Annotated in this window: 4 protein-coding genes; all 4 read right to left on the bottom strand. The window is 66.3% G+C overall.

Annotated elements, in window-relative coordinates:
• Positions 1-2018 (bottom strand): tetratricopeptide repeat protein (locus KDH09_11085; protein ID MCB0220230.1); only part of this gene is annotated, 2018 nt, incomplete at its 3' end.
• A 5-nt stretch (positions 2019-2023) separates the two neighbouring features.
• A complete protein-coding gene (locus KDH09_11080; protein MCB0220229.1) occupies positions 2024-3226 on the bottom strand; it encodes a methyltransferase domain-containing protein in 1203 nt (400 codons plus the stop codon).
• A 222-nt stretch (positions 3227-3448) separates the two neighbouring features.
• Positions 3449-3742, bottom strand: coding sequence for a GIY-YIG nuclease family protein (locus KDH09_11075; GenBank protein MCB0220228.1), 294 nt, complete (start codon positions 3740-3742; stop codon positions 3449-3451).
• A 157-nt stretch (positions 3743-3899) separates the two neighbouring features.
• Positions 3900-4172, bottom strand: a 273-nt coding sequence (locus tag KDH09_11070) for a hypothetical protein (GenBank protein MCB0220227.1), incomplete at its 5' end; no start/stop codon positions are given.

Raw genomic sequence — 4172 nt, 5'->3', positions numbered from 1 at the left:
GATTCCGCGTCGGTGCACTTGCCCTTCATTTCATACAGACGCGCCAGGTTGAAATGCGCCTCGCCGAGCGCGGGGTTCACCATGATCGCGCGCTGGTAGTTGGCGATCGCTTCGTCGGTTTCACCGATCTCTTCCTTGAAATAGGCAAAGTTGAACCACGTATGCGCGTCGGTGGGATCGAGATAGGTCAGGTTGCGCAGGTGCTTTGAAGCCGTGTTGTAATAGCCATGCTGGAATGCCACCAGCGCGGCGCGCTCCATGAGCTTGCGCTGGTCGGCGACGCCTTTCTCGATCGCCAGATCCCAGGCCGCCAGGGCATCCTCGTGCCGGCCCAATGATTCGAGGATCTCGCCCTCTTTTTCCAGAAAATTCCCGTTGTCGGGGGTGATTTTGATCGCCACCCGCAGCTCGGAGAGCGCCTCCTCGGGCCTTCCCATGCGGAAAAGCGCCTCGGCCAGGTTGTAGCGGCTCGGGGCGTGCTCGGGATTGGCCCTTACCGCGCGCTCGAAATTCCGGCGCGCGTTTTCGAGATCGCCATCCTCCAGAAAGAGCCCGCCGCGGTTGAGCGCCGCCGGGAAGTAATCGGGATCGGCGCGCAGGGCTTCGCCGAACTCTTCCATGGCCTGCTTGCGGTGGTTGCCCAGCAGGTAGGCCGTGCCGAGCTGGTAGTGGGGCCGCGCGAGTTCGGGATGCTTGCGTGCCGCGTCGGACCAGAGCGATTCCTGGGTTTCCCACACACGCGCGCGCGCCGCGCCCATGGCCCCGAGCAGCAACGCCAGCACCGCCGCCGCGGCGAGGCCCGCGCGCACGCGCTGCTCACCGGCAATACGCCGCCACGCGCGCGAGACCACCAGCGCGCCCAGCAAGGTCGCCGGCAGCACCGCGAGATAGGCGCGGTGTTCCACCACCGGGTCGTTGTAGGAAAGAATTCCCGCCCAGGGCAGCAGGGCCGCATAAATGCCCAGCAGCCCCGCCGCGATCAGGCGCTCGCCCCGCCGCGCGAGAACGATGGCGAGTCCGACAAGCCCCGCATTCGCCAGCAGCGCCAGCGCGGGAACGAGCCCCGCCAGGCTCTGCCGCGTCGCAAATCCGTGGTCGACGGTCAGGCCCACCGGGAAATAGAGCAGGCGCAGGTAACCCAGCCACGCGGCCGGATAGGTGGCCAGCGCACTGAAGTCGCCGCCGATGGCGGGGTCACCACTCGCATCGGCCGCCACCCGGAGCAAGAGCGCATAGGCCCCGGCAAGCACGAAGAGCGGCGCGTGAAAAACGATCCGCTCCCGCAGCATCGAAACGCCCTCTTCGGGCGCGGGCCGGAGCACCGCCCAGTCGTAGAGCAGCAGCAGCGGCGGCAGCGCCAGGGCGCTCTCCCCGCAAAGCAACGCGAAGATGAAAATACCGACACCGACCAGGTAATTGCCCAGCCGAAGGCTCAGCCCCTCGCCGTAGCGCGCCGCGCGCAGCGAGGCGCCCATCACCGCGAAAGCGCCCAGCGTCGGCAGGGCCCCCAGCAGCGCGTCGCGCCCCGAGAGATAGACCACACTTTCGATCTGCAGCGGATGCAGGCCGAAGACGCCGGCGATGAGCGCCGCAACCCCCAGGTCGCCGCGTTCGCTCTTGCCATCGGGACCGCGGGCCTCACGAAGGCCGCGGCGCACCAGCAGGAAGGCCAGCATCACACACCCCAGATGCAGGACGAGGTTCACCAACCGGTGGCCGGCCTCGCTCTGCTCGGCATAGGCCGCGCCGATGAGGTAACTCATCCCCAGCACCGGACGCGCCAGGTTGCGATGGAGCATGTCGGGGAAATAGGTCCAGCGCTCGGCCCAGTCGGGGGCAACCACGTATTTCTGGAATGCCGCCACGCCGGGGTTGGCCAGCAGGTTCACGACGTCCTGATATTGCGCGGGAAAATTGATCGTCCAGGCGTAGAAGCAGATGACCACCAGCCCCAGGGCCATCGCCGTGAGGAGCGCAAGATTCTCTTCAAGCTGTCGGTCGAGCTGCGGGTCGCGCAAGGCGGCTACTCCTGAGCTTCGGGGGCGAGCAGCGGCAGAGGTGCCTCGCCCTCGCCAAGGCGCGTGCGTTCACCGGCGGGCTTGCCCGGCGCGAATGCGGCAAGCGAGCCCCGGCGCAGGCCCTCCAGCGCGGCGAGCGTCGCCCGCGTGGCTTTGCGGTCAAGCGTCTCGTAGTAGACCCGAGTCCCGCCCTGCGTGCAAGCGATGCAGCCGCGCTTTCCCTTCTCGGCGAGCTGGTCGCTCACCACCCGCGCGCGCAGCCAGCCCGCGGGAACGCCGCCGGGCAGGTCGGCCAGCGAACCGGCCTCGCGGCGAAGCACCAGGTAGCTGAAGGCCAGCGAGCCCTTCTGCAGACCCGCCGCGCGGTCGATTTCCTCGATCGCCCGCGGCAGTTCCCAGTCCAGGCGCTCGTGGCACCAGTCGCGCTCGCGTGCGAGCGCCGGGCACGGCGCGCTGTGCAGACACGGCGCGTAGAGATGGACCGCCCCCTCGGAGAGCAGCACGTCGCGCACTTCGAGCAGGAAGCGGCTCGTCTCGCGCAGCGCGGGCTCGATCACGATGAGCGCCCCGCCCTCGCGCAGCATCGAGAGCGCGGCTTTCACCCGCGCGCTCGCGGCGGCCGCGTCGGCCTTCGCACCGCGCGCCCACTCGGCCAGCGCGTTGCCGATCACGATCACATCGAAGCCGCGCCCGCGATACTCCACCGGGAGCGGCGAGAAAAGGTCGGCCTCGCGCGTGAGCACGCGCACATCGGTTTCGGGAAGGCAGCGCGCCGCCTGCCACTCGCAGGCATCGTGCAGCAGGCTCAGCGCGCGGCGGTCGATATCCACGCCGACCAGCTCGAGCGACTTCGGGCAAGCCTTGCGCTCCCCCAGAAAGCCCAGCACCGAGAGCAGAAAGGTTCCGGGGCCGCAACCCAGGTCGAGCACGCGCAGCTTCTCACGGCGAAGCGGGTCCAGGCTCTCCTGCAGCGCCAGCTCGGCCAGCGGCAGGTGAAGCTTGGGGTAATTGACCGGCAGATAATAGCGCGCGTAGGCCGTGAGCCGGTGCGCCGCCGAAATCGCTGCCGCCGTCGGCGCATGGGAATCGACATAGGAGTCCGAGAGCGCGCGCACCCACTTGCCCACTTGCGCGCTGGCACCCGGCTGCTGCTCGGCAAGCCAGGAGAGGAGCTCGTCGGGGACATGTGCGCGCGGAGGGTAGGTCATCGTAAGCGCGAGTCTAGCAGCCAGGACCTGGATCGGAAACGTGGACGTGGACGTGGACGTGGACGTGGACGGATGGTGCAAGCTTTCAGTGGGGATTCAATATCGTCGAGCTTCGCCCTTCGACAAGCTCAGGACGAACGGGAGTTGCACCCAATTTCCAGGATTGAATCGACCGGACAAATTCCGTTCGTCCTGAGCTTGTCGAAGGACGAATCAGGCGCATCAGTCCGAACCTCGCTCGGCACCTTTCGAAAGGCGAGCGATCTCCGACCAGTCGCCCCGGATCAACGCTGCTTTCTTCTTGCGACTCCAGCCTTTGATCTGCCGCTCACACGTCAACGCTTCCAGACGGGATTCGAAATCCTGCGACCATACAAGTTCAACCGGGCGTCGATTCTTCGTGTAGCCGGGCAATTCACCCCGGTTGTGTTGAGCCACACGAACCTCAAGATTTTCGGTGTGACCGACATAGTAGCGGCCATCGGAACAACGGAGCATGTAGGTGTAAAACGCCATAGCTGCATTCCATGCGCGCAGCGTCTCGGTTCGTCCTTCGACAAGCTCAGGACGAACGGACTCAAACAGTCATGCCAGTGATGAACAGGAGCAACGACCCCGCTCGTCCTGAGCCCGTCGAAGGACAAATCAGGCAAAGCGGCGCAACGCCTTCCGCCTACATCCCGTCCCAGAGGTTGGGGACGTGGTTTTCGTTGATGCGGCGGGCTTCTTCCTTCTGCGCCTCGCTGGGGCTTGTCGGGATCATGATCTCGACGCGCGGGAGCAGGTCGGGATCCTTGATGAGGTCGCGGTTCGCGTCATAGATGATGTACCAGAGGTCACCGTCACCATAGACATCGGCGCGCGCGGCGATCTTTGCCAGGGTGTCGTAGCGCTGCACCTGATAGGGACGGCTCTCACCGGTGTAGGGGCTCGCCGGCATGGGCTC

This window comes from Chrysiogenia bacterium (assembly GCA_020434085.1).
Taxonomy (GTDB): Bacteria; JAGRBM01; JAGRBM01; order JAGRBM01; family JAGRBM01; genus JAGRBM01.
This window is presented reverse-complemented; position numbering and strand designations above follow the sequence as displayed.